At 61.7% G+C, this 22,390-nt stretch carries 24 protein-coding genes; 17 read left to right on the forward strand and 7 right to left on the reverse strand.

Going from position 1 to position 22,390, the window contains the following annotated elements; translation table 11 throughout:
- Nucleotides 1–71 precede the first annotated feature (71 nt).
- Entirely contained in the window at nucleotides 72–350 is a 279-nt protein-coding gene (locus M2400_RS10820; protein WP_177075456.1) for a colicin E3-like toxin immunity protein, read from the forward strand.
- Nucleotides 351–359: 9 nt separating this feature from the next.
- Complete coding sequence (locus tag M2400_RS10825) at nucleotides 360–830, forward strand: hypothetical protein (protein WP_259196276.1); 471 nt, start codon at nucleotides 360–362, stop codon at nucleotides 828–830.
- On the opposite strand, the gene M2400_RS10830 is transcribed toward M2400_RS10825, so the two are convergent.
- On the reverse strand, nucleotides 787–2,184 hold the full coding sequence (locus M2400_RS10830) for a sensor histidine kinase (RefSeq protein ID WP_259196273.1): 1,398 nt from the start codon (nucleotides 2,182–2,184) through the stop codon (nucleotides 787–789). The two genes, M2400_RS10825 and M2400_RS10830, sit on opposite strands and share 44 nt — an antisense overlap.
- Nucleotides 2,181–2,843: a response regulator gene (locus M2400_RS10835; protein ID WP_259196272.1), complete on the reverse strand. Its 663-nt coding sequence runs from the start codon at nucleotides 2,841–2,843 to the stop codon at nucleotides 2,181–2,183. Before M2400_RS10835 ends, M2400_RS10830 begins: the two co-directional genes overlap by 4 nt.
- A 180-nt stretch (nucleotides 2,844–3,023) precedes the next feature.
- Here M2400_RS10835 and M2400_RS10840 point away from each other — a divergent pair, with 180 nt between their 5' ends.
- The 7 genes from M2400_RS10840 to phnX all read left to right on the forward strand — a co-directional run bounded on the left by M2400_RS10840 (nucleotide 3,024) and on the right by phnX (nucleotide 11,341).
- Entirely contained in the window at nucleotides 3,024–4,292 is a 1,269-nt protein-coding gene (locus M2400_RS10840; protein WP_259196366.1) for an exo-alpha-sialidase, read from the forward strand.
- Nucleotides 4,292–4,891 carry a hypothetical protein gene (locus M2400_RS10845; protein WP_259196271.1) on the forward strand — a complete coding sequence of 200 codons (600 nt, stop codon included), beginning with the start codon at nucleotides 4,292–4,294 and terminating at the stop codon, nucleotides 4,889–4,891. The genes M2400_RS10840 and M2400_RS10845 overlap by 1 nt, the downstream gene beginning before the upstream one ends.
- Nucleotides 4,891–6,909 (forward strand): LTA synthase family protein, encoded by a 2,019-nt coding sequence (locus tag M2400_RS10850; protein WP_259196270.1) that lies wholly within the window; start codon nucleotides 4,891–4,893, stop codon nucleotides 6,907–6,909. Before M2400_RS10845 ends, M2400_RS10850 begins: the two co-directional genes overlap by 1 nt.
- Nucleotides 6,910–7,035: 126 nt before the next feature.
- Complete coding sequence (gene psrA, locus M2400_RS10855; protein ID WP_177129149.1) at nucleotides 7,036–8,127, forward strand: iron-containing alcohol dehydrogenase PsrA; 1,092 nt, start codon at nucleotides 7,036–7,038, stop codon at nucleotides 8,125–8,127.
- Nucleotides 8,128–8,220: 93 nt separating this feature from the next.
- Nucleotides 8,221–9,516: an MFS transporter gene (locus M2400_RS10860; protein WP_177047096.1), complete on the forward strand. Its 1,296-nt coding sequence runs from the start codon at nucleotides 8,221–8,223 to the stop codon at nucleotides 9,514–9,516.
- 36 nt (nucleotides 9,517–9,552) lie between these two features.
- Nucleotides 9,553–10,425, forward strand: coding sequence for a LysR substrate-binding domain-containing protein (locus M2400_RS10865; protein WP_010176889.1), 873 nt, complete (start codon nucleotides 9,553–9,555; stop codon nucleotides 10,423–10,425).
- 88 nt (nucleotides 10,426–10,513) lie between these two features.
- Complete coding sequence (phnX, locus tag M2400_RS10870) at nucleotides 10,514–11,341, forward strand: phosphonoacetaldehyde hydrolase (RefSeq protein ID WP_177047098.1); 828 nt, start codon at nucleotides 10,514–10,516, stop codon at nucleotides 11,339–11,341.
- A gap of 39 nt (nucleotides 11,342–11,380) precedes the next feature.
- On the opposite strand, the gene M2400_RS10875 is transcribed toward phnX, so the two are convergent.
- Nucleotides 11,381–12,346, reverse strand: a complete 966-nt coding sequence (locus M2400_RS10875; protein ID WP_259196267.1) for an oxidoreductase — start codon at nucleotides 12,344–12,346, stop codon at nucleotides 11,381–11,383.
- Nucleotides 12,347–12,443: 97 nt separating this feature from the next.
- On the opposite strand from M2400_RS10875, the gene M2400_RS10880 reads away from it, so the two are divergent.
- The gene (locus M2400_RS10880) at nucleotides 12,444–13,364 is read left to right on the forward strand and encodes an AraC family transcriptional regulator (RefSeq protein ID WP_259196266.1); all 921 of its coding nucleotides are present in this window, start codon (nucleotides 12,444–12,446) and stop codon (nucleotides 13,362–13,364) included.
- A 1-nt stretch (nucleotide 13,365) separates the two neighbouring features.
- Here M2400_RS10880 and M2400_RS10885 read toward each other — a convergent pair whose 3' ends face one another.
- Both M2400_RS10885 and M2400_RS10890 read right to left on the reverse strand, forming a co-directional pair.
- Nucleotides 13,366–13,749: a cytochrome c family protein gene (locus M2400_RS10885; RefSeq protein WP_177047105.1), complete on the reverse strand. Its 384-nt coding sequence runs from the start codon at nucleotides 13,747–13,749 to the stop codon at nucleotides 13,366–13,368.
- Nucleotides 13,746–14,180, reverse strand: coding sequence for a VOC family protein (locus tag M2400_RS10890; protein ID WP_177075435.1), 435 nt, complete (start codon nucleotides 14,178–14,180; stop codon nucleotides 13,746–13,748). The genes M2400_RS10885 and M2400_RS10890 overlap by 4 nt, the downstream gene beginning before the upstream one ends.
- A gap of 127 nt (nucleotides 14,181–14,307) precedes the next feature.
- On the opposite strand from M2400_RS10890, the gene M2400_RS10895 reads away from it, so the two are divergent.
- The 4 genes from M2400_RS10895 (at nucleotide 14,308) to M2400_RS10910 (ending at nucleotide 18,457) form a co-directional block, all read left to right on the forward strand.
- Entirely contained in the window at nucleotides 14,308–15,027 is a 720-nt protein-coding gene (locus M2400_RS10895) for an SDR family oxidoreductase (protein WP_177047108.1), read from the forward strand.
- 110 nt (nucleotides 15,028–15,137) lie between these two features.
- Nucleotides 15,138–15,515 carry a response regulator gene (locus M2400_RS10900; RefSeq protein WP_177075431.1) on the forward strand — a complete coding sequence of 126 codons (378 nt, stop codon included), beginning with the start codon at nucleotides 15,138–15,140 and terminating at the stop codon, nucleotides 15,513–15,515.
- Between the two features lie 102 nt (nucleotides 15,516–15,617).
- Nucleotides 15,618–16,232, forward strand: coding sequence for a biliverdin-producing heme oxygenase (locus M2400_RS10905; RefSeq protein WP_259196265.1), 615 nt, complete (start codon nucleotides 15,618–15,620; stop codon nucleotides 16,230–16,232).
- Entirely contained in the window at nucleotides 16,229–18,457 is a 2,229-nt protein-coding gene (locus M2400_RS10910; RefSeq protein ID WP_259196263.1) for an ATP-binding protein, read from the forward strand. The genes M2400_RS10905 and M2400_RS10910 overlap by 4 nt, the downstream gene beginning before the upstream one ends.
- Before the next feature lie 321 nt (nucleotides 18,458–18,778).
- Here M2400_RS10910 and M2400_RS10915 read toward each other — a convergent pair whose 3' ends face one another.
- On the reverse strand, nucleotides 18,779–20,101 hold the full coding sequence (locus M2400_RS10915; protein ID WP_259196262.1) for an ATP-binding protein: 1,323 nt from the start codon (nucleotides 20,099–20,101) through the stop codon (nucleotides 18,779–18,781).
- The gene (locus M2400_RS10920) at nucleotides 20,098–20,808 is read right to left on the reverse strand and encodes a response regulator (RefSeq protein ID WP_177047126.1); all 711 of its coding nucleotides are present in this window, start codon (nucleotides 20,806–20,808) and stop codon (nucleotides 20,098–20,100) included. The genes M2400_RS10915 and M2400_RS10920 overlap by 4 nt, the downstream gene beginning before the upstream one ends.
- A gap of 162 nt (nucleotides 20,809–20,970) precedes the next feature.
- Between M2400_RS10920 and M2400_RS10925 the strand changes: the two genes are divergently transcribed.
- The 3 genes from M2400_RS10925 to M2400_RS10935 all read left to right on the forward strand — a co-directional run bounded on the left by M2400_RS10925 (nucleotide 20,971) and on the right by M2400_RS10935 (nucleotide 22,355).
- Complete coding sequence (locus M2400_RS10925; RefSeq protein ID WP_259196261.1) at nucleotides 20,971–21,759, forward strand: VacJ family lipoprotein; 789 nt, start codon at nucleotides 20,971–20,973, stop codon at nucleotides 21,757–21,759.
- Complete coding sequence (locus tag M2400_RS10930) at nucleotides 21,749–22,027, forward strand: hypothetical protein (protein ID WP_177047130.1); 279 nt, start codon at nucleotides 21,749–21,751, stop codon at nucleotides 22,025–22,027. Before M2400_RS10925 ends, M2400_RS10930 begins: the two co-directional genes overlap by 11 nt.
- A 121-nt stretch (nucleotides 22,028–22,148) precedes the next feature.
- Entirely contained in the window at nucleotides 22,149–22,355 is a 207-nt protein-coding gene (locus M2400_RS10935; RefSeq protein ID WP_259196257.1) for a hypothetical protein, read from the forward strand.
- Nucleotides 22,356–22,390: the final 35 nt, after the last annotated feature.

Raw genomic sequence — 22,390 nt, forward strand, 5'->3', positions numbered from 1 at the left:
TACACCGGCGAACGTCGAGATCGAGCTAAACCCGAACGCCGCCTATATACAAAGAAAGTGGAAAACACATCATGGTTATGAAAGCCAGGTTGCGCTGGTACGACAAGCACAGCAATTACGTGAAGGCAGATGAATACTCGGCAGATTTTGATAATGCGGAGAGCTTTTTTGAAAGCCTAGGGTTGAGTCAAGAAACAGCCTTATACGCGGACGTGTTCAATGTTCTCCCAGGCTGGATAGCGATTATCCAACCGCATTTCAAACACATAATTGAACCCGCGATCTTCGATTACCAAATCTCTTTCAGTTACCAAGGCACATTGCCTTCCCAAGCCTTCGAGAGGTCATAAAGGAACCCAATGAAAAAGCCCCCTCTCTATCGCTCAGTCAACACCCGCACGTACAACGTGCATCACGGAAGTTGCCGCACCTATAGGCAACAACGCCATAGCAAAAGCGAAAAGAACTCCACCCTAAGCCGTGGCTCGATGCACAGCCATCACCGGCACGGCTTCGATTACACGCCACTATTCCGGTTTCTTCTGTCCAAGGTCGGCCACCAATGGGATGCGATTTTCAGCGAAGCCAACTCCCGCTTGGACCGCCCGGATCCTGTGTTCTGGATGGTGGCTCTACATGAAAGCGAAAAAAGCGAATACGTACGAACGGACGAGTCTACCTATTACAGCGGCTTATACGTCGACGAGGCGGGCTTGCTACAAAAGGTTAACCCGCAATTGACACCCGCGTTCATGAAGCCGTTTTGCAACTGCTGCACCCACACCTTCAACGGTGTGGTATTCCCACCGATTCCACCCCACAGGCACTAAAACTCAACCGCGCACACAACCCACCCACCTCCCGGTTATACAACTCCAACCGCCCCCCAATCTTCCCCACGATCATCTGGACAATCGCCAACCCCAGCCCCGCGCCATTCGCATTCCCTTGACTATAAAACCGCTCAAACAACCGCCCAATCTCCCCTTCATCAATCCCGGGCCCCGCATCTTCCACACACAGCTGCACCACTCCCGAATCTGCCACCCGCACCATCACACGCACCTCACTCCCCGCCGGCGAGAAGTTCAGCGCATTGGTCACCAGGTTCTGCAGCGCAATCGCCAACGCTATCGGGTCCGTTTCAATCCAGCATTCCTCATCCCCTTCCAGCACTAGCTCAACGCCTTTCTCCATCGCCAGGGGCGTCAGTTCCGCAAGCTCTTCGCGTACCAACTCCGTCAGCGGCACGCGTACGCGAACGGTGTTGTTCAACTGCGGCTCGATGCGCGCCATGGTCAGCAGTTGACTGCCAATGCGCGTCGCGCGGTCCACGCCGTTGACCAGAAAATCCAGCGCCTCTCGCCGCTGCTCCTCAGTCCCGGCGCTCTGGGCGTTCTGTGCATGAATGCGCAATATCGCCAACGGCGTGCGCAGTTCATGGGCCGCGTCCGCGATAAACCGTCGCTCGCGCTCCAGCAGGTCGTCTACCTGCACCAGCAAGCGGTTCAGCGCGGTTTGCATAGGTTCCAGGTCCGTGGGCAATGGCTCAAGTTGCAACGGCCGCAATGTCTCGCTGTCCCGCCCGCGTATCGCCTGGGCCATGGCGCGCAAGGGTTTGAGGCCCCAGCCGATGGTCAGCCAGATCAACAAAGCCAGCAGCGGTACGCCAATCAGGATCGGCCAGAGGGTGTGGCGGATGATGCGCTGGATCACGTCCTGGCGAATGTCGTCACGCTCGCCCACCCAGATCAGCAGGCCTTGTTGCATATCGGCGAGCATGAACGCGCACCAGTCGTTGCCGTTATCCATCAGGTCATGCGCCCCGAGGGTGTCAGGCGGGGCGCTGAGGATCGGTGCGTCGGTGGAGCGCACCAGCAATTGGCCGTCGGTGCGCCATACCTGGAAGGTCAGGCGGGTTTCGTAGGGGTGCGCGGCGCCGTCTTCGCCGACGCGGCTCATGGCCTGGTCGAAGGCTTGGTAGAGGCGGTCCAAGTCAGCGTCGCCGGGGTCGCGCTGGCGCAGTACGCCTTGCAGCAAGCGGGCACTTTGGGCGAGTTGGGCGTCGTAGACTTCTTCGATTTCGTGATGACTGTCGCGCAGCACGAGCCAGCTGATCAGCCCATCCCCCAGCAGGATCAGTACCAGTACCGGGATGAGGATGCGTGCGCGGACCGAGTTCATGGCTTGAGTTCCACCACGTAGCCCACGCCGCGCACGGTGCGGATCAGTTCGGTGGAGAGTTTTTTGCGCAGGTTGTGAATAAGGACTTCGAGGGTGTTGCTTTCCACCCGATCCTGCCAGCCATACAAGGCGCGGGACAGGCGTTCGCGGGTGACGACTTTGCCGGGGCGCGCCATCAGCTGGTGCAGCAGTTGATATTCCATCGGCGTGACCACGATGTCCTGGCCTTGGTAGCTGACCTGTTGGGTCGCCGGGTCCAGGCTCACTCCCGCATGTTCCAGCAAGGGCTGCGCGCGGCCCTGGCTACGGCGCAGCAAGGCGCGCACGCGGGCCTTGAATTCTTCGACGTCAAAGGGTTTGACCAGGTAGTCGTCGGCGCCGGCATCCAGGCCGGCGATGCGTTCGGCGGTGTCGTCGCGGGCGGTGAGGATCATCACCGGCAGGTCGTATTGCTCGGCACGCAGGGTTTGCAGGAGTGTCAGGCCGTCGAGGCGCGGCAGGCCGAGGTCGAGCAGCAGCAGGTCGAAGCTTTCGCTGCGCAACGCATGCAGGGCACTGACGCCGTCTTGCAGCCAGTCCAAGGTGTAGCCTTCGGCGCTCAGCGCCACCCGGATCCCTTCGGCGAGAGCACGATCGTCTTCTACCAGCAGCAGGCGCATAAGAGATTCTCTATAGGAGACGGCGGCATCATGCAGGGTTCTACCGATGTCTATTCCGGGAAAGATGTTACGGGTCGTTGCCAACTAAGCTTCCGCTAAGGTTGGTTTTGCACAGTGAAACCTCCTATGCCTGTTGAGAGTGTTTCCGTGCGCAACAAGCCTTTTTTCGACAAGCTTTCGATACGCGCGCTTTTAACGATCTGCAGTCTGCTACTGGTGTTTCTCGCTGCCTGGACCAGTCATCCGCCTCACCTGCTCGCGCCGTTTGCCCAAACCGCCAAGGCCACATCGCCAACAGCGGCCGCCCCGCAATACAGCAGCCGCTTTGTTTCCTCGCAGCTCAATGACTTTGTGCATTCCTCCTCGGTCACCGCCCTGCCCGGCGGCGACCTGATGGCCGTGTGGTTTGCCGGTTCCCGCGAAGGCGCCGCCGATGTGCAGGTGCGCACCGCGCGCTTTGACGCCAAAAGCGCCGAGTGGGGCCCGGAGCAAGTACTCGCCACCCGCGAAAGCACCCGCGACGGCACGCACCGCTACATCCGCAAGCTGGGCAACCCGGTGATCGCCCTGGCGCCGGACAATCGCCTGTGGATGTTTTACGTCTCGGTTTCGGTAGGCGGCTGGGCCACCAGCGCGATCAATGTGATGGTCTCGGACGACCTCGGCACTAACTGGTCGGCACCTCGGCAACTGATCACTTCACCGTTCTTCAACATCAGCACGCTGGTACGTGCCGCGCCGGTGTTCCATGCCGACGGTTCCATCGGCCTGCCGGTGTACCACGAGTTCATGGGCAAATTCGCCGAGTACCTGTACCTGAGCCCCGACGGTGCGGTGGTCGACAAATTCCGTATCAGCCGTGGGAAGAATTCGCTGCAGCCGACCATCGTCCCGCAGGACGGCCAACGCGCCATCGCCATGCTGCGTTATGCCGGCGAAACCCATCACCGGGTCCTGGCCAGCCGCACCGAAGACGCAGGGCAAACCTGGAGCGAGCCCTATCCGCTGGAGCCGTCCAACCCCAATTCCTCGCTGGCGGCGGTCAGCACTGAAGGCGACGGTTTGCTGGTGGCCCTCAACGACCTGCAGAACGGGCGCTTCAAACTCAGCCTGTACGGCACCGATGCCAACCTGAACCAGTGGCGCACCGTGGTGGAACTGGACCAGTCCCCCGACCCGCTGGGCCAACCGTTCTCACCCGAGGCCTACAAGGAAATCATCGGCGAAGGCTTCCGCGCGTCCAGCGGCGCCCGGCGCCTGCCGCTGGAGCAACGCTTCCTCAGCAACCTGGATTACCGGGTGTGCAAGCCCCGTGGCTGCGATTTCGAATATGCGTACCCGTACTTCAGCCGCAGCCCGGACGGCATGTACCACCTGGTGTACTCGTGGAATAACACCTTTATCAAACACGTCAGCTTCAACGAAGCCTGGCTGTCGGAGCGCCTGTGATGGTTTCTGTATGGCAAGCGCATTTGAGTTTTGTGCTGTTGGGTTTCGTGCTGCTCAGCCTGTTACGCGTCACCACACCCTGGCGCCCCTGGCTGCTGCCGGTGTTGGTGGTGGTGAGTTTTATCCCGGTCAACGAGCTGCCGTTGGCGGCGTATGTACGCAGTTTCACCGATGACCTGGCCATCAGCACCCTGGTGTTGCTGGCGTGGGTCAGCCTGTGTCGGTTGGGTGTGGTGCAGCCGCTCCAGCGCCCGCACAAGGTCCAGGTATTGCTGTTGTTTGGCGCCCTGAGCCTGGTGCTGTACCCCGCGACGATGGGCCTGACGTATTTCGACCCTTACCGCTGGGGCTTCAACCCTCGGCCGATGATTGTGCTGATAGGCCTGGCGGCGCTGTTGATGCTCTGGCTGCGTAATACCTTGGCTGTATGGATGCTCGCCGCGGGCACCCTGGCGTTCGCGCTGCGGCTCAAGGCGTCGGAAAACTACTGGGACTATCTGGTCGACCCACTGCTGACGGGCTACTGCCTGGTGGCCGGGTTGTGGATGCTGACGGTGGCTGCCTGGCGCCCTCTTTTAAAACTGCACAGAGGTCAATGATGGGATGGTTGCACTCGCGCCGCCTGCGCTACGGCGTGGGCGCAATCGGTTTGGTATTTGCGTTGCTGGCGGCATTGCGGCTGGTGTTTTTACTGGGGTTTTCCGGGGTTGATCTCAGGGAAGCCACGCTGCTGGAAACCTTCGGGATCGGCCTGCGTTTTGACTTGCGCCTGGCGGTGCTGATCCTGCTGCCCCTGGCCCTGCTCGCCTGGCTGCCGCGCTGGAACCTGCTGACCGTCCCCGCCCTGCGCTGGCTGGCCCGGGGTTATCTGCTGGTGGCGCTGGGCATCGTCGGGCTGGTGTACATCATCGACTTCGGCCACTACGCCTACCTCGGAGTGCGCATCAACGCCACGGTGCTGCGTTATCTGGAAGACGCGCAGATTTCCCAGCAGATGGTGTGGGAAACCTACCCGGTGCTGTGGATAACCTTGAGTTGGCTTACTGCCGTCGGCCTGTGGACCTACGCACTGGTTCGCCTTGAACGCATCACCCTGGATGGCGAACGCAAACCCATCGGCAAGCTGGCACTGGCCTCGGTGGCCACCGTCGGTGTAATCGCCGTATTGCTGGCCCTGCTCGGCCGCGTGGCCAACCTCAATCTCGAAAACCCGGTGCCGCTGCGCTGGAGCGATGCGTTCTTTTCCGGCAACAACCAGATCGCCGCCGTGGGCCTCAACCCGGTGCTGTTTTTGTACGACACCCTCAAGGTCGGCCAGTCGCAGTTCGATGAAGGCAAGGTGCGCGAGCACTACCCGCAAGTCGCGAATTACCTGGGCGTCAGCCAACCCGATCCCGAGCAACTGAACTTCGCCCGCGAACAAACCGTGCAGCCTTACCGGCTTAAAGGCGATCGCCCGCCCAACGTGATTTTCGTGATGCTCGAATCCCTCGGCACCAGCGCCGTGGGCGCCTACGGCAACCCGCTGAACCCCACGCCGAACCTCGACAAGCTGGCGCAGGAAAGCTGGTTCTTCAAACACTTCTACGTGCCCGTCACCGGCACCGCCAAGACCGTGTGGGCGAGCATCACCGGCGTGCCCGACGTCACCCGCCGGGAGACCGCCACCCGCAACCCGCTGATCACCCGGCAACACACGTTGATCAACTCCTTCGAGGATTACCAGAAGCTCTACATGATCGGCGGCAATGCCGGCTGGGCGAACATCAACGCGCTGATCCGCCAGAGCATCGACGGCGTGAAACTCTACGACGAAAGCCACTGGCGCTCGCCACGGGTGGACGTGTGGGGCGTGTCCGACCTGGACCTGTTCAAGGAAGGCGACGAACTGCTGCGCGCCATTCCCAAGGACCAGCCGTTCTTCGCCTACCTGCAAACCTCCGGCAACCACCGCCCGTTCACCATCCCCAAAGACAACGATGGTTTCGTGGTGCACGACCTCACCGTGGAGCAAGTCCAGGCCGCAGGCAGCCGCAGCGTCGAGCAATACAACGCGGTGCGCCTGCTGGACTTCAACATCGGCCGCCTGATGGAGATCGCCAAGGCTGGCGGTTACTACGACAACACCATCTTCGTGTTCTTCGGCGACCACAACACCCGCATCAGCCAGATCCCGCACATGGCGCCGGCGTTCGAACAGCTTGGGCTGGAAAGCAATAACGTACCGATGATGATCCATGCACCTGGCCTGGAACCCCGGGTGATCGAAGAAGCGGTCGGCCTGGCGGACCTGCTGCCGACCGTGGCCGGCATGGCGGGCATTCCGTTCCGCAATGGCGCGATGGGTCGCGATATCCAGCAGCCCGCGCCGGAAGGCGAGCGGGTGGTGCCGTTGGTATTGCGCGAGGGCACCTTCCCGCTGATCGGCGGAGTGACCAAGGACTTCCTGCTGCAAATGGAACACGACGGCAGTTCGCCCACCCTGCACGACCTGGCGTCGCAAACGCCGAGGGACGATGTAGCCCAACAGTATCCCGAGGAGTTTCAGCGGTTACAGGGGCTGACTCGGGGGCTGCATGAAAGTGCGCGGTTGATGCTGTTCAGAAACGTTCGTTGAAGCACCTCATCGGCTGGGCCTCGCTATCGGCCCAGCCAATGCATCCCCCCAATCTATCGATTTGAGGTCTATCGCACCCTCCCCGACTATGGCGGCACTTCCAATAACAAAAACCAGGAACCCGCCATGACTGCCCGATTCCACAACCCGGTAGACACCCGCTTCGGCTGGGGCTGCCTGCAAGAACTCGCCGCCCTCACCGAAGGCCAGAGCGTCGCCCTCGTGACCTTCCCCGAAGCCCGCGGGCTCGGTTTGGTGGATCGCATCCAGGACCTGCTGGGTGACCGCCTGGTGTACGTGATCGAAGACGTGCAGCCCAACCCCGACGTGGCCCAACTGCGCGACACCTACGAGCGTTTCTGGCAGCAGGCCGGTGACTGCCAGGTGGTGGTCGCCGTCGGCGGTGGCAGTGCGATCGATACGGCCAAGGCGTTGATCGTCGGCACCGAATCGGGGGACTTCGACGAGTTGCTCGCGTTGCTGGCCACCGGCAAACCGTTCGTGCCGGCCCGCCACAAGCAATTGATTGCCGCCCCGACCACCGCCGGCACCGGCAGCGAAGTCACGCCATGGGCGACGATCTGGGACTCCGCCAGCCTCAAGAAATATTCGCTGCACCTGGACTGCACCTGGCCGAAAGTGGCGATCATCGACCCGCAGTTGATGCTGACGGTACCGGGTGGCGTCACCGTCTCTACCGGCCTGGATGCCTTGTCCCACGCACTGGAGTCGATCTGGAACATCAACGCCAACCCGGTCTCGGACACCTTTGCCATCTCCGCTATCGAAGACATCCTGGAATGCCTGCCGCGCTTGCGGCGCGACCTCGGCAACCAGGAACTGCGCTCGCGCATGGCCCTGGCGGCGCTAAAGGCCGGCCTGGCTTTTTCCAACACCAAGACCGCCCTCGCCCACTCCATCTCCTATGAGATGACCCTGCACCACGGCCTGCCCCACGGCATCGCCTGCTCCTTCACCTTGCCGCTGGTGCTGGGCCTGGCGTGGGGGCATGACGCCGCGCGAGACCGCACCCTGCAACGGGTATTCGGCACCGACCTGCACCAGGCCCAGGCGCAGTTGCGCGACTTCCTCCACAGCCTGGACGTGAAGACTGAGTTTGCCGACTACGGCGTGAATGCCACCGAGGCCGAAGCGATGATCCGCTTCGCCCTGCAAGGCGCACGCGGCAAGAACTTCATCGGCGCGCAAGCGGCCTAGACTCACCGTAATTCGGTCGTTTCCTGTTGCACCTATCAAGAGTGCCCCCCTGCGGCTGCGGTCGCCGGGGCGAATAACAATAAGGAAAACATCATGAATCGTGCACACGTGCTGCCTGTTTCTGCCGTCCGTACCTCATCGTTCCGCGTTGCCCAGTGGCGCATGCTGCTGGCGGCGATGTTTTGCTATCTGTTTTTCTACACCGGTCGCCAGACCTTTGGTTTTGCCATCCCCGGGATCCAGGCGGAGTTCGGCCTGACCAAGGAGACCCTCGGCTGGGCCTCCGCCGCCATGCTCTGGGCCTATGCGATTGGCCAGGCCATCAACGGCAACCTCGCCGACAAGTTCGGCGGGCGCCGCATCATGACCCTGGGCGCGGTGCTGTCCTGCGGGGCCAACTGGGTCACCAGTTTCGCCAGCGGGTTTGCCGGGCTGATCCTGCCATGGGGCATCAACGGTTATTTCCAGGCCCTCGGTTGGGCGCCCGGCAGCCGGCTGATTTCCAATTGGTGGAGCGCCGGTGAACGCGGCAAGGTGTATGGCTTTTATGTGTTCGCCGCCGGTTGCGCCTCGGTGCTGTCGTACGTGACCTCGATCGTGGTGCTGGAAGTATTCCAACTGGAGTGGCGCTGGATCTTCCGCCTGCCGGTGCTGTTGATGCTGGCAGGCGGCATCATCTTTTATCTGGTGGCTCGGGAACGGCCTCAGGACCTGGGCTTCGAACCCCTGGCCGACACCGGCGTGGCCAACGCCGAAGACAAGAATCATGAAGTGGCCCACGGCGAAGTCGAAACCTCAGGGCAGCGCTACAAGGCCGTCCTGAAAAACCCGCGCCTGATCATCGCCGCCATCTCCCTGGGCTTCCAGAACGCTGCCCGCTACGGCCTGATCGTCTGGGTACCGGTGCACTTCCTGGGCGCCAACTGGAAAAGCGGCGACAGCATGATCGATCCGAAGTGGATCACCGTGGCCCTGCCAGTAGGCATGGCCATCGGCGCCCTGAGCAACGGCTGGGTCTCGGACAAACTGTTCGGCTCCAAACGTTACCTGGCAATCATGCTCTACATGTTCCTCGGCGCCGCCACCAGCCTGTGGATGTGGAGCCTGCCGCCCCACAGCGCAATCGGCCTGGTGGCGTTGTTCCTGTGCGGGTTCTTTGTGTACGGGCCGGCGTCGAGTTTCTGGGCGCTGTGCCCGGACCTGGTCGGCGCCAAGCGTGCGGGTACAGCCACGGGCGTGATGAATTTCTCATCCTATCTGTTCGCCGGCCTGGCGGAACCGCTGATCGGCAGTATGCTCGACAGTACCGGCAATACCTCGCTGATCTTCATCGTCGTGACCTCGGCCTGCCTGTGCAGCGCGGCGGTGGCGTTGTTTATCCGACGTTGATGACCGGCCCGGCGGACCTCAGGAACAGGACTCGTTATGTACCAGTACCACAAGTGGCTGCGCTCCTTTCACGCAGTGGCGAAGACCGGCAGTTTCACCCTCGCCGCCGAGTACCTGAGCGTCGGCCAGCCGACGGTCAGCGAGCAGGTCAACGGTTTGGAGAAGCAGTTCTCGGTGGAGCTGTTCCACCGTCGCGGGCGGTTTATCGAGATGAGTGCCGCCGGGCACGCCCTTTATGGAATCACCCAGGGGCTGTTCGGCCAGGAGGATGAAGCCATGCAACTGCTGCAGAGTTTCAAGCAGCGCAAGACCGGGCTGCTGCGCCTGGGCGCAGTGTCGCCGCCGATCGCGATGAACCTGACCTACGAATTGATGCAGCGCCACCCGGACATCGAACTGGAAACCTCGTTTTCCCCGGAGAAGGAAACCCTGGACCGGCTCTTCAACTTCGATATCGACGTGGCGATCCTGGCCCTTTCGGAATTCGACCAGCGCTTTGATACCCAGCTGTACCGGCGCTATCCGATCATTGCAGTGGTGCGCGATGACCACCCGTGGGCACAGCAGAAAGAGGTGCACGTGGAACAGATCAGCCGCGAAAAGTGGGTGATGCGCGAGAAGAGCTCACGCACCCGGCAACTGGTGGAAGAAAGCTGCAAGCGCCAGGGCATCGCCGTGAACTGCGTGATGCAGTTGAACAGTCGCGAAGCCATCGTGCACGCGATCACCAAAGGCATCGGCATCGGCTTTGTGTCTGCCGTGGAGTACGCCGAAACCCCGGGCACCACGCCCATCACTTTCGTCGACCATCCGTTTTTCATCGACTACCACCTGTGTTGCCTGGGCATCCGGCGCAACCGACCGATGATCGCCGAGCTGTTCGAGGCCAGCCCGATCCCGGCCACCTGATCGCCTTACCCGTTTAAACCCGCACCAGGCGCTTACCTCTTCTTCGGCAGAGGGACGGCCTGCTCACACCTGAAAATGGAGACTTGCCATGCACTACCAACAACCTTCCAAGCTGCAAGCCGTGGTCCTGGATTGGGCCGGCACCGTTGTCGATTTCGGCTCCTTTGCGCCTACGCAGATTTTTGTCGAGGCGTTCGGCGAGTTCGGCGTCGCCGTTTCCCTGGAAGAAGCCCGCGGCCCGATGGGCATGGGCAAGTGGGACCACATCCGCACCTTGTGCAACCTGCCGCAGATTGCCGAGCGTTATCGGGCGGTGTTTGACCGCCTGCCCACCGACGAAGACGTCACCGCACTCTACGAGCGCTTCATGCCGTTGCAGATCGAGAAAATCGCGCTGCATTCGGCGGTTATTCCCGGGGCTCTCGAGGCGATCAACACCCTGCGCGGCCAGGGCTTGAAGATCGGCTCCTGCTCCGGGTACCCGGCGGTGGTGATGGCCAAGGTGGTCGAGTTGGCGCGGCACAACGGCTACGTCGCCGACCATGTGGTGGCGACCGACGAGGTGCCGAACGGGCGCCCGCATCCGGCGCAGGCACTGGCCAACGTGATTGCCCTGGGCATCAGTGACGTGGCCGCGTGCGTCAAGGTCGACGACACCTGGCCGGGAATTTTGGAGGGCCGCAGCGCCGGCATGTGGACGGTGGCGTTGACCTGCTCGGGCAACGCACTTGGTTTGACCTACGAGCAATACAAGGCGCTGCCCGCTGCTGAGCTGGCGCTGGAGCGTGCGCGTATCACACAGATGTTCGAGGGTTCGCGGCCGCATTACCTGATCGACACCATCGTCGAACTGCCGGCCGTGATCGAAGATATCAATGCGCGTCTGGCGCGCGGGGAGACGCCGCAGGGTTCTTGACGGGCCGATGGGGTCAGCACGCTGACCCCACACCGCGCTCTAGCGTGCTCCGACCAGCTCTTCGCTCAATGCCCACATCCGCTGCGCTAAACCGGCATCCACCGCCCACGGCCTGACGCCCAGCGGTTCTTCCGAGTCGGCACTCATCGCAACCGCCACATCACAGTTCTCGCAATACACCCCGCCCATTCCCGCCAACTGCCCGCTTACCGCGCACCACACACTGGTGGCTGCGCCTTGCTCCGGGTTTTTCATGTTCCGCTCGGGGTCGATCACCGGCTGCCCGTGCTCGTCTACATAACCTGATGCCTGCAAGACGTCCGCCTGCATGTGCCGCACCAGGTCGGTGATGATCCCACCGGGATGCACCGCAAAAGCCCTCACTCCACTGGCTGCGCCCAGTGTGTCCAGGTGCACGGCAAACAACGCATTGGCGGTCTTGGACTGACCGTAGGCTTTCCATGGATCGTACGGCTGGCGCTCGAAATTCCAGTCGTCAAAATCGACGGCACCGTGCACATGCCCCCGTGAAGACAACGCCACCACCCGCGCGCCTTCGGCACGTTGCAGCGCCGGCCACAGGCGCTGGGTAAGCTGGAAATGCCCGAGATGATTGGTGGCGAACTGGGATTCGTAGCCCTGGGCGTTGCGACTCAGCGGCGGCGCCATGACCCCGGCGTTGTTGATCAGCAAATGCAGCGGCCGACCGGTCGCCAGAAAGCCCTCGGCAAACTGCTCGATGGAATGGGCGTCCATCAAATCGAGGGATTCAAGTTGCAGCTGTGGATAAGGTTTGAGTGCGGCGCGGGCCTTGGCCGGGTCACGGGCCGGGACGATCACATGGGCGCCGGCGGCGGCCAGGGTCCGGGCGGTGACCAGGCCAATGCCGGAGTAACCACCCGTGACAATCGCCACCTTGCCGGACAGATCGACACCTCGGATCACCTCAGCGGCGGTGGTCGCGGCGCCGTAGCCGCTATGGATCGGGTTTTGTGCTGTGGGCATGACAAAGTCTCCGTTAGACGTGTGGTTAACACGCTACGCCGGGAAAGCCGTACTCTGAATACTCGAACATCCCGTTTACCTGCGCGAAAGTACGAATATGCCCAGAGACCCGTTTTCCGAGATTCTCACTTTTGTGAATGCCCAATCCGTGATGACCGGCGGCTTCAGTGCAGGCGGCGACTGGGCCCTGCGTTTTCCCGCGCCGGACAAGATCAAGTTTTTCGGGTTGGTGAAGGGCCAGTGCTGGCTATGGCTGGACGGCGAGCCGGCGCCGGTCTTGATTGAAGCGGGCGATGTGTTCCTGCTGTGTGCACAACGTTCGTTTGTGCTGGCGGGCGATGTGTCGGTCCCGCCGTTGGAGGCGCGGCAGTTGTTCGCGGATGCCGGCCGCTTCCCACAAATTGGCGACGGCCAGGGCTGTGTGCAAATCGGCGGCTATGTGCAACTGGACCCGGAAAGTGGCGGGCTGCTGGCCAACGCGCTGCCGCCCCTGATCCACGTACGGGCCACGGCGCCCCAGGCAGCCATCGTGCAATGGCTGCTCGGCCAATTGGCGCATGAGGCGCAAGCCAATTTGCTGGGGGCGAGCCTGGCCTCGGCGCAGCTGGCGCAATTGATGTTTATCCAGATCCTGCGTGCCTATGTCGAAACCTCGGGCGCATTACCCGAAGGCTGGCTGCGCACGGTCAGCGACAAGCGCCTGGCACCCGCGCTGCGCTTGATGCACAGCGAGCCTGGGAATGCCTGGTCACTGGAGGCGTTGGCGGCAGCGGCCGCGATGTCGCGCACGACCTTTTCGCAGTACTTCAAGAGTGTCGCCGGGGTGCCGCCGCTGGCGTACCTGACCGAGTGGCGCATGCGCCTTGCGCAACGGGCGCTGCGCGAGGGCAATCTGTCGGTTGGCGTGTTGGCACAGTCGCTGGGGTATGGGTCTGAAAGTGCGTTCAGCAATGCTTTCAAGCGAGTGATTGGGAAAGCGCCGAGGCATTATCGGGATGCTTCCCGTCAATCAAACTGAGTTACTGCGCCTGGAACGTTGCAAGGTACGCCAACAAGTTGTCGATCTTCTCCTGGTCACTGATCCCCCAGAAAATCATCCGGGTGCCGCTCACGACCTTTTTCGGGGCCTCGATATAGGCGGCCAGCTTGTCCCGCGTCCAGACCACGCCTGAGTTCTTCATCGCGTCTGAATACTGATAGTCAGTGGTGGTACCCGCAGGGCGGCCAATGATGCCGTTGAGCTGCGGCCCAAAACCGCCCCGGGCGTTTTCGCCGACGCTATGGCAACCGCCGCAGGTTTTGCTGAACAACTTGCCACCGGCTTCGGCATCGCCGGCCGCTGTTGCCTGGAGACTGAACGCCCCGCAGATCAGTGTGATGGTCAGTAAAGCGGCGCATTTCATGAATGACTCCCCACTGGTCGTTCGCCCAACCGTTGCACCAGACGCACCAGATAGCCGTCCGGGTCTTGCACGATGAACTGCCGTTGCCCCGCTTCCACCTCACCCGCCCGATACCAGGCATCCTCAACGTCGCGGAACAGCGGCCAGCCGATGGCTGCCAGACGCTGCAAAACAGGCGCTACGGCAGGTACATCGATTTGCAGGTTGATGCCTCGCCCCAGGGGCTTTTCCAACGGCGCGGTCAACCACTGGCCGGCACCCGGATCGTATTGCTCCAGCATGATTTGCGCGCCGTGCAGGTCGAGATAAGCAAAGCCTTCCTCGGAGCGCTGATAGGCAATCTCGAAGCCTAACTGGGTGACCCAGAAGTCGAGGCTCGCCGTGAGCCCCATCACGATGAGTTCGGGAACAATAGGGTTGCGGATGAACATAAGGATCCTTGAAGGCTTGGACGGCGCTGTAGAGATTAACATCTGGAAACAGCCACTCAATTGATATCACCCCGCCACTCTGCTTGCATGCCCGCTCCCATCAGCACAGCGGTTCAGGAGACAAGCGATGAAAACCATGGTGGTCGGTGCAAGCAAAGGGTTGGGCAAAGCCTTGATGGAAGGACTGGGCGGGGTTGGCGATACGCTGATCGGGGTTTCCCGCAGCCGCCCTGAACATCTGATATCCAGCACCGGTGCCGAGGTGCAGTGGGTGGAAGCGGACCTTGGCCTGCCGGCACACGCGGCGCACGTCATTGAACAGGCGGTGGCGGCAGAGGGGCTGGACACGCTGATCTATAACCTGGGCATCTGGGAAGAGCGCGCATTTGACTCAGCCTATAGCTTCCTCACCGACGAGGACACGCAACTGGAGGCCATCGTCAGTTGCAACATCACCGCACCGCTGCTGCTGATCAAACGGCTACTGCCGGTGTTGCTGAAAAGTCCCCAACCCCGAATCATCCTCACGGGCTCGACCTCGGGATTGCCCCAGAGCGGCCGGCCGGAAGTGGCGTTCGGTGCGTCGAAATTCGCCTTGCGCGGTATCGCCGATGCGTTGCGTGAAGGCTATCGCCAGCAGCGACTGGGCGTCACCTGCCTGAACCTGGGTTACCTGAATACCGAAGATTCCTTGAGCACCTCACGCATCCAGGCCGAACAGCGCGGTGACGGCCAATTGATTCCGGTGCATGACGTGGTGCAAGTGGTGCGTATGGTCTTGAGCCTGTCCGGCGCCAGCTTCGTCAAGGAGCTGACGTTGCCGGCGCTGATGGATGAACGCTTCTAGCACGGAACCTGCCCATCAAATGACCACCCATCGCAAAAAAAACATCCAATCGAACCTATTCATCCGCCCCTCACTCCACCTTACTTAACCCTGATGGTGGAGTAAGGATTATGGCTCAGCCATCAATATTGGTGCTGGAAGACGACGAAATCATTCGCGCGTTAATGGTTGATGTTCTGGAGGATTTCGGTGCGGTGGTGACGTCGTTCCCCTCCGCGGATGAAGGGATGATTTTTCTTGAACGGACCAGCGATCCGGTTGACCTGATTGTCAGTGATATTCAGATGCCTGGCCTGATCAATGGCTACGACTTGAGCAAGGTGGTTGCCCATCGCTGGCCGTCGCTGCCGGTGGTGCTGACCTCGGGCAATACGGCGATGGCGTCGCAACTGGGCAGCACCGTGCGCTTCTTGCCCAAGCCGTGGAGCACCGAGCGCCTGCTCGATTGCGTACAATCTGCACTGATGCAGGGCCCCCCCATGCATTGATAGCATCGCGATATCAGCTGCGGCGAACTTCGCGACAGCTCCTGCGGTCAGTTATTACGCAACCCTACATGGCCAGCAGGCCCTCCAGCTCGAGTTTACTGAATGCATTTACAGGCCCATGACGTTGGTGCGCCCCCTGTACTTGAAGCCTTGCGCTCAGGTACCGCTTTACTGCACGTCGCCCTGGAAAAACGCTTGCCGTTTTTCTCCCCGCAGCTGGATCACGACGGGTATCGACGCCTGCTCCAGGCCTATTACGGGTTCTACAGCCCGATGGAAGCCACGCTGAACGACAGCGGCCTGATCCCTTTGGGATTTGACCAGGCACTGCGTCTGAAAACGCCCACCTTGCTGACGGATCTCCACGCCCTGGGCCTGGACGACTCGGCCATTACCGCCCTTCCCCACTGCACGTCGCTACCGCCCCTCGACACACCCGCCGCCTGCCTGGGTGCGCTGTACGTGCTGGAAGGCGCCACCCTGGGTGGCCAGATCCTGCGCCGGGAAATGGCGCAGCGCCTGGGGCTGGATTCCGGCAACGGTGGCGCGTTCCTCAATGTGTACGGCGCCGAAACCGGCCGGCGCTGGAAAGACTTTCTCGATTACCTGAGCCATGTGCCCCTCGACGCGCACGCCAAGCTGCGCGCCGTGAACGCGGCCCGCTCGACATTCAGCTGCTTTGAGCAATGGCTCGACAGCCAGGAGGTACTGCTATGAAACCCGATGACTTTGAAGAGCTGCTTGCCAACTGTGCAGACGAACCCATCCGCTTCCCGGGCGCCATCCAGCCCCACGGCGCGCTGCTGACCTTGTCCGAGCCGGAGCTGCATATCATGCAGGTCAGCGCCAACGTGGCCGGGCTGTTCAATCACTCGCCGGAATCCCTGCTGGGCCAGCCATTGCACACATTGATCAGCGCCGAACATGCCGACGCGGTCCAGGCCATGGTCACGCAGAACAGCTTCTTCGACGCCCCGCCCTTGCACATGACCCTCAACGGTGCGGAGTTCGAAGGGTTGCTTCACCGCCATCAGGACGTGCTGGTGCTGGAGTTCGAGCCGCGGCTCAAGGATTTCCAGCCCCAGGCCCTCAATGGCCGCACCAGCAACCTGGGCAAGATGCTGCAACGTCTGCAAGCGGCGAAAACCCTGCAAGCCTTGTATGAAATCAGCGTCAACGAAATCCAGGCCATGACCGGCTACGACCGCGTGCTGATTTATCGCTTCGAGGAAGAAGGCCACGGCCAGGTAATTGCCGAAGCGTCCGCGCCGTCGATGGAACTGTTCAACGGCCTGTTCTTCCCCGCCTCCGACATCCCCGAACAGGCTCGTGAGCTGTACCGCACCAACTGGCTGCGGATCATCCCCAACGCCGACTATGAGCCGGTGCCGCTGGTGCCCCGGTTGCGCCCGGACACCGGCCAGCCCCTGGACCTGAGCTTCGCCACCCTGCGCAGCGTGTCGCCGATTCACTGCCAGTACATGCAGAACATGGGCGTGCTGTCGTCCATGAGCATTTCCCTGATGGCAGGCGACAAACTCTGGGGCCTGATCAGTTGCGGCAACCGCCAGCCGCTGCTGGTGCCCAATGACTTGCGCACCGCCTGCCAGACCATCGGCCAGGTGCTGTCGTTGCAGATCAGCGCCATGGAGGCCCTGGAGCTGAGCCGCCAGCGCGAAGAAAAGCTCGAGGCACTGGCCTTGCTCAGCCAAGCCATGCAGGCATCCCCCGCAAACGTCTTCGATGGCCTGGCGCAACGCCCGCAACTGCTGATGGACCTGACCCAGGCAGGCGGTGTGGCGATCATCGAAGACAAGCAACTGCATCGCTATGGCAACTGCCCGGAACCCGGGCAGATTCGCGCCCTGCACAAATGGCTGCAAGAGACCGGGCAGCCGGTGTTTGCCAGCCATCACCTGGCCTCGGTGTACCCGCCGGCGGCGGAGTACCCGCACGTAGCCAGTGGCGTGTTGGCCATGAGTTTGCCCAAGCCGGTGGACAACGGTGTGCTGTGGTTTCGCCCCGAGGTCAAGGAACACATCAACTGGAGCGGCGACCCCAATAAGCCACTCAACCTGGAAACTTCCGACGCTGGCCTGCGCCTGCGCCCACGCACCTCGTTTGAAATCTGGAAAGTGGAAATGGACGGCATATCCACCAAGTGGAGCCACGGCGACCGCTTTGCCGCCAACGATCTGCGCCGCTCGGCCCTGGAAAATGACCTGGCGCGCCAGGTGCTGCGCGAACAACAAGCCGTGCGCGCGCGGGATGAACTGGTGGCGGTGGTTTCCCACGACCTGCGCAACCCCATGACTGTCATCTCGATGCTCTGCGGCATGATGCAAAAAGCCTTCAGCTCCGACGGCCCACACACTTCGCGGCGGATTTCCTCGGCCATCGACACCATGCAACAAGCCGCCGGGCGCATGAATGTGCTGCTGGAGGATTTGCTCGACACCTCGAAAATCGAAGCCGGGCGCTACACCGTCAAGCCAGTGTCTCTGGATGTGAGCCAGATGTTCGAAGAAGCGTATTCACTGCTGGCGCCCCTGGCGATGGAAAAGGCCATCGACTTGTCCTTCAATGCCGAACCCGGGCTGCAAATCAATGCGGACCCCGAGCGCCTGTTCCAGGTGCTGTCGAACCTGATCGGCAACGCCATCAAGTTCACGCCGCGCCAGGGCAATATCGGCATCAGTGCCATGAGCAATGGTGAAGAGATTGTGTTTTCGGTGCGTGACTCCGGTGAAGGGATTGCGCCGGAACAATTGCCCCATGTGTTTGACCGCTACTGGACCCAGACCGAAAACAATCCCACGGGCAGCGGCCTGGGGCTGTACATCACTCAAGGTATCGTCCAGGCCCACGGCGGGCGGATAGAGGCTGAGAGTGAATTGGGCAGGGGCAGTGAGTTTCGGTTTACGGTGCCCAAGCCGGCTTGAACCGTTCCTCGTGTGCGCTGTGGAAGCAAATGGAAACCCGATGGCCCGGAACGCTGGAGCGGGCCAGGGCCACTGATCAGGACGTACTCAAAGGGAGTTGATGCGCAGAGCAAACTTCCTATTGAACACGAGGTACCTCCATGATCATTGGCAACGCTTTCCATAACCAAACCCTGATTCAGCCCTTTCAACCTGCTCAGCCGGTTCAACCCGTTCAGCCCGTCCAACCCTCCTCCCCGACAAAGGATGAGCCGTCAGCCCGCAAAGAAGGCGGTGCACTAAGCGGTTTGGGAGAGCGCTTGCTCTGACCGTCCGGCCTTGCTAAACCGGCAATACCACCACGGCGGCCAGCCCGCCGCACGGGCGATTTTCCAAGGTCAGTGTCCCACCATGTTCCAGCACAATCGCCCGTGCCGTGGAGAGCCCCAAACCGACACCGCCGGTGCTTTTATTGCGTGAGCCTTCCAGGCGGAAAAACGGCAGAAACACCTGTTCCTGCTGCTCCACCGGAATACCAGGGCCACGGTCCAACACCCGCACCATCACTCTTCCCGGATTCTGTTGCAGTTCAATTTCCGGCGCCAGCCCGTAGTGGATCGCGTTGTCCATGAGATTGGTCATCACCCGTTTAAGCCCCAGCGGCCGGCCGAAATAGACCAGCCGTGGCGGACCGTTGAAGGTGATGTCGATGGACTGGTCGCGGTAGTCGTCAATCAAGGTTTGCAGCAACTCGGCAAGGTCCAGCTGGGTGGCCTGCTCCAGGCGCGCGTCATCGCGGAAGAATTCCAGGGCGGTGTTGATCATCGCCTGCATCTCGTCGACATCCCGGAACAGGCGATGCTGTTGGTCGGCGTCCTCAATGAATTCGCCACGCAACCGCAGGCGGGTCAGCGGTGCCCGCAGGTCATGGGAGATCGCGGCGAGCATCTGGGTGCGGTCCTGGATGAAGTGCTGCAACTGGGCCTGCATGCCGTTGAACGCGAGGATCGCCTGACGGATTTCGTGGGGGCCGACCGGATCGATGGGGGGAGAACGAAAGTCGGCGCCAAAGCGTCGCACGCCTTGGGCGAAGTCCTGCAGTGGCCGGGCGAGCCGGCGAGTGGCAACCCAGGTGACCAAGGCAGTCGAGAGCAACACCAGCACCAGTACCACCAGGCTGCGCACACCTTCCGGCAGGCCCCAACTGCGGGAACTGGCACTGAGGGTCAGCCAGGAATGGTCCGTCAATTCCACCAGCAATGCGTAGTGCCCGCCGGGGCCTTGCCAGTCCGACGGGTCATAGGCCTCGATGCGCCGCTGCGGCCATTTGAGTGACAGGCCGAACACTTCCTGGGCAGGATGCACCGACGGCTCTTTCATGACGGGCAGGTCGACCTGCCCACGATTGGCCGCCCACTGCACACTGAAACTCTCATCCCCGGCCGAGCGCGCAAGCCCTGGACGCTGAAGCGGATCCGCCGCCTCGATCATCCGCACGATCACCGCCACCTTGTCCAACAGGCCGGTCTCACTCAAGGGCGGCCGCGCCCAGACGCCCGCCAGTTGCACAAACAGCGCGTTGAAGGCCAAGGCCGTGAACATCGCGACCAGGATGGTCAGGGCAATCCAGCGGGCCACGGTGTCCCGGGGACGACGGCCACTCATGAACGGCTCACGCTGGCAGTAAACTGATAACCACCGTTGCGCACCGTGCGAATCATCGCCGGGCGCTTGGTATCGAACTCAAGCTTGCGCCGCAGGCGGCTGACCTGAACGTCGATGCTGCGGTCGAAGGCATCGTGGCTGTGGCCCCGCGCCAGGTTCAACAGCTGCTCGCGGGTCAGCACGCGCTGGGGGTGCTCGACAAACACCAGCAACAAGTCGAACTCACCGGATGACAGCGGGATCATCACCTGGTCCGGCGAACGCAGCTCCCGACGGGTCACGTCCAACTGCCACCCGGCAAAGCGGATCAAGGGGCGCGAAGCCTCTCCCGGCAGTGGCCGGCTCTCACCGGCCCGGCGCAATACGGCGCGTACCCGCGCCAGCAGTTCACGGGCGTCGAACGGCTTGCTCAGGTAGTCATCGGCGCCCATTTCCAGGCCGACCACCCGGTCGCTGAGTTCACCCATGGCCGTCAGCATGATCACCGGCGTGGCGTACTGCTGGCGCAGGCGCTGACACAGGAGCAAGCCGTTATCCCCGGGCAACATCAGGTCAAGAATGATCAGGTCGGCGGGCTGTCGCTCCATGGCCGCCCACAGGTCGGCGCCATGGGCGGCGGTTTCGACCGTGTAGCCATGTTGCACAAAAAATTTCTTCAGCAGCACGAGGACTTCGAGGTCATCGTCCACGATTAAAAGAGTACTCACCGGCGGGTATCACTAGGGCTTGTCGACACGCCATCTAAAACCATTCGGCGCGGCCCGTCATATATTTCAATCGTGCAACAAAGCGTCATCCCCGCAATAAAGCAGACATCTTTGCGCAAGCGGCGAATGCCAGCATCCGTCTCCCTTTTCCGGAGACTGCTTATGCGCTCGCTGACGTATCCCCAGCACCTGGCTCGCCAGGCCGTGCTGCTGTTGACCGTGTCTTACCTGACAGGCTGCGCGACACCGGCCGCCGAAGGGCCCGTCACCCGTTGTGCACAGGTGACTTATCCGGTGTACGACCCGGCCGAGCCGGTCAACCGCGGGGTATTCGCTTTCAACCGCGCCGTGGATGAATACGCCCTCACACCGGTAGCGCGTGGCTATAAACACCTGCCGGATTTTTTCCAGCAGGCTGTACATAACTTCGCCAGCAACTTCAGCGAACCCAAGGTGTTTATCAACGACCTGTTGCAGGGTAACCCTCGGCGCTCGGTCAATACCCTGGGGCGTTTTGCGGTGAATACCACCGTGGGGCTGGTGGGCCTGATCGATGTCTCGGACCCGCTGGGCATCCCCCGGCATACCGCCGATTTCGGGCAGACCTTCGGGGTGTGGGGGATCGGCAACGGACCGATTGTGGAATTGCCCCTGCTGGGCACGGGCAACAGCCGCGATGCCGTGGGCAAAGTGCTGAACTTTGTGGTCGCACCACTGGGGGACAGCGACACGGTACAAACCCTCGGCACCGTGAGCCTGGTGGGAGGCACCATCGATACCCGCGCTTCCCTGCTGCCGCTGACCGACACCTTGCAGCGACTGCCGGATTACTACAGCGCATTACGTAACGTGGTGGCCGAACATCGCGCCGCGTACGTAGAGGAAGGCAACGAAGGCGCCACCACGCCCGGGCCGGACCGTTGCGCGACGGGGGCCGCTGATGACTTCTGAGGGCGGCTCACTGCTGCTGCGCCATCACGTCCGAAAGCGCGGGGTCGGTACGTTGCTCTGTCGGGAAACACGCCTGCATCTTTCCAGCGACCAGGGTCGGCTGGTGCTCAGTCGCTATGTCGAACATTACAGCCCCCACGGTGTGCGCTGGGTCGAGCGCCAGCACAGTGTGGCCCTGGCCGATGTAATGCGCTGGCTGATTACCCAAGGGGAAACCTGCGACGCAGCCTGGGAACCCCATCAGGCGGCGGGCCGAACAACGTCATAATTTGACGCGAGACGTTTATAGCCGTGAAAACCGGCCCTGGATATCGTCCCGATCGCCGTGATGCCCCAGGCTTATCAAGGGGCACACTGATATCTTTCGTGCGATAAAAGGAAAATATTCAATGATTAACGCTCTGAGCAGCTCTATCGGGCAATGGCGCAGTTTCCCTTCCGAGCAGGATGAACCGGCACAGGTCCGTAAAAAACGTAGCCTCGAACATACCCTTGCCGAACAGCACGCTACCGACCCCAACGGTGTGCAATCCAGCAACCGCTCAAGGAACAACTCGGGCGGCCTGGACAACCTGGGCGGTGGCCGACTGCCTTAACCTTGAAAACAAGTGCAACGCCTGGCGTTGCACTT

Origin of the sequence: Pseudomonas sp. BIGb0558 (genome assembly GCF_024807515.1) — a bacterium.
GTDB lineage: Bacteria > Pseudomonadota > Gammaproteobacteria > Pseudomonadales > Pseudomonadaceae > Aquipseudomonas > Aquipseudomonas yamanorum_A.

Coding starts and splice junctions, on each gene's coding strand:
- M2400_RS10925 (WP_259196261.1), top strand. CDS start 20,971: ATGCGCTCGCTGACGTATCCCCAGCACCTGGCTCGCCAGGCCGTGCTG.
- M2400_RS10910 (WP_259196263.1), top strand. CDS start 16,229: ATGAAACCCGATGACTTTGAAGAGCTGCTTGCCAACTGTGCAGACGAA.
- M2400_RS10835 (WP_259196272.1), bottom strand. CDS start 2,843: ATGCGCCTGCTGCTGGTAGAAGACGATCGTGCTCTCGCCGAAGGGATC.
- M2400_RS10830 (WP_259196273.1), bottom strand. CDS start 2,184: ATGAACTCGGTCCGCGCACGCATCCTCATCCCGGTACTGGTACTGATC.
- M2400_RS10930 (WP_177047130.1), top strand. CDS start 21,749: ATGACTTCTGAGGGCGGCTCACTGCTGCTGCGCCATCACGTCCGAAAG.
- M2400_RS10915 (WP_259196262.1), bottom strand. CDS start 20,101: ATGAGTGGCCGTCGTCCCCGGGACACCGTGGCCCGCTGGATTGCCCTG.
- M2400_RS10905 (WP_259196265.1), top strand. CDS start 15,618: ATGCATTTACAGGCCCATGACGTTGGTGCGCCCCCTGTACTTGAAGCC.
- M2400_RS10825 (WP_259196276.1), top strand. CDS start 360: ATGAAAAAGCCCCCTCTCTATCGCTCAGTCAACACCCGCACGTACAAC.
- M2400_RS10900 (WP_177075431.1), top strand. CDS start 15,138: ATGGCTCAGCCATCAATATTGGTGCTGGAAGACGACGAAATCATTCGC.
- M2400_RS10895 (WP_177047108.1), top strand. CDS start 14,308: ATGAAAACCATGGTGGTCGGTGCAAGCAAAGGGTTGGGCAAAGCCTTG.
- M2400_RS10850 (WP_259196270.1), top strand. CDS start 4,891: ATGGGATGGTTGCACTCGCGCCGCCTGCGCTACGGCGTGGGCGCAATC.
- M2400_RS10865 (WP_010176889.1), top strand. CDS start 9,553: ATGTACCAGTACCACAAGTGGCTGCGCTCCTTTCACGCAGTGGCGAAG.
- M2400_RS10875 (WP_259196267.1), bottom strand. CDS start 12,346: ATGCCCACAGCACAAAACCCGATCCATAGCGGCTACGGCGCCGCGACC.
- M2400_RS10935 (WP_259196257.1), top strand. CDS start 22,149: ATGATTAACGCTCTGAGCAGCTCTATCGGGCAATGGCGCAGTTTCCCT.
- M2400_RS10845 (WP_259196271.1), top strand. CDS start 4,292: ATGGTTTCTGTATGGCAAGCGCATTTGAGTTTTGTGCTGTTGGGTTTC.
- M2400_RS10860 (WP_177047096.1), top strand. CDS start 8,221: ATGAATCGTGCACACGTGCTGCCTGTTTCTGCCGTCCGTACCTCATCG.
- phnX (WP_177047098.1), top strand. CDS start 10,514: ATGCACTACCAACAACCTTCCAAGCTGCAAGCCGTGGTCCTGGATTGG.
- M2400_RS10820 (WP_177075456.1), top strand. CDS start 72: ATGGTTATGAAAGCCAGGTTGCGCTGGTACGACAAGCACAGCAATTAC.
- psrA (WP_177129149.1), top strand. CDS start 7,036: ATGACTGCCCGATTCCACAACCCGGTAGACACCCGCTTCGGCTGGGGC.
- M2400_RS10880 (WP_259196266.1), top strand. CDS start 12,444: ATGCCCAGAGACCCGTTTTCCGAGATTCTCACTTTTGTGAATGCCCAA.
- M2400_RS10890 (WP_177075435.1), bottom strand. CDS start 14,180: ATGTTCATCCGCAACCCTATTGTTCCCGAACTCATCGTGATGGGGCTC.
- M2400_RS10885 (WP_177047105.1), bottom strand. CDS start 13,749: ATGAAATGCGCCGCTTTACTGACCATCACACTGATCTGCGGGGCGTTC.